This is a genomic window from Citrobacter sp. NCU1, from assembly GCF_010231475.1.
Classification (GTDB): domain Bacteria; phylum Pseudomonadota; class Gammaproteobacteria; order Enterobacterales; family Enterobacteriaceae; genus Citrobacter_D.
In genome coordinates this window covers 1-1,010 of sequence record NZ_NRDO01000129.1, presented here as the reverse complement: position 1 = coordinate 1,010, position 1,010 = coordinate 1, and the positions used below count along the sequence as shown (strand labels likewise).

The window sequence follows — 1,010 nt, the reverse complement described above, 5'->3', positions numbered from 1 at the left end:
ATTCCTTGTAATCAGCCCCATTTGTTGTCAACCCATAGCGAGTAAGGACATCTTGCTTGTCGACTGTAAAGCAAATACGCTCGCCATCGATATATATCGATCTATGTTTGCTCATCTTCGCGCCGTCCTTCCCAGGACAACCTGTAAGCAGAACAATAAAAGGAACTAGTAAAAGCAATTTTCTCATCCGGGGAATCTCCCTAAAACCCGTTTGTATTTCTTCATCAGATCATGTGTTGATTCTGCAGGGTTATAATCTCTGTAATCAATTAGATACGTTTAGCGACTGAAACCATATGTTTTTAATAGCCAGTAATCGCTTACGATCGAAGCTTGTTGTTCCAGGCTGTAATCCAGTAATTTATTCTTATCCAGACTGTATGTGTAATCAGCAAAACGGGAAAACAATCCCCTCATTCTTACCCACATTCCGTGCTGGTGCTGCCAGACGTGCCATTTCGTGCATGAAAAGGTGTTGCTGTTCTACTCGGCCCTTTTGCGGAGCCGAAAAATCATCTTCATAATTGTCTTGTCGAAACCACATTTCACCATTAGGGGCCATAGCAATATTGGCAGGCTGTAGATTAAATGGCAGATAGCTTTCAAAATGAACCCATACTTTGTTGTAATGGATGCTGTAGTGATATAGAGAACTTGCCAGATAAACTTCACCCATTCGTAATCGCCGAAGACCACCTTCATTTGTCTTCGGCCAAGTTACAGAATTTGGGTTATTCATTCCTTGCCCCTTAATAAATTAACACTTAGTCGTAAATCGTATACTAACGGTAGAGCTATTTTTCACAGAAGCCCTTAATAAAGGGGGGAAACCTCGATTTAGGAGCTTTCCTACACTAGGTCATTGGAGTTTAGCGCGACGCAATGGTCTAGTTGTTTGCACAACCATCAGCGGCACAACGGGGTGTGGTGATCAAAAAATTATCAACTGAACGTGTAATTAAAAAATAGGTATTTGCGGCACTATTGCAACGTTTGATTTTCCCGAAAAA

The 1,010-nt window shown here is 41.4% G+C and carries 2 pseudogenes; both read right to left on the bottom strand.

The annotated features are described in order from the left end of the window. Positions 1-187, bottom strand: a pseudogene (locus CJP72_RS25815) (lipoprotein); the annotation flags it as partial. Continuing rightward, a pseudogene (locus CJP72_RS26505) lies at positions 184-676 on the bottom strand (type IV secretion protein Rhs). The pseudogenes CJP72_RS25815 and CJP72_RS26505, both read right to left, overlap by 4 nt. Between the last annotated feature and the right edge of the window lie 334 nt (positions 677-1,010).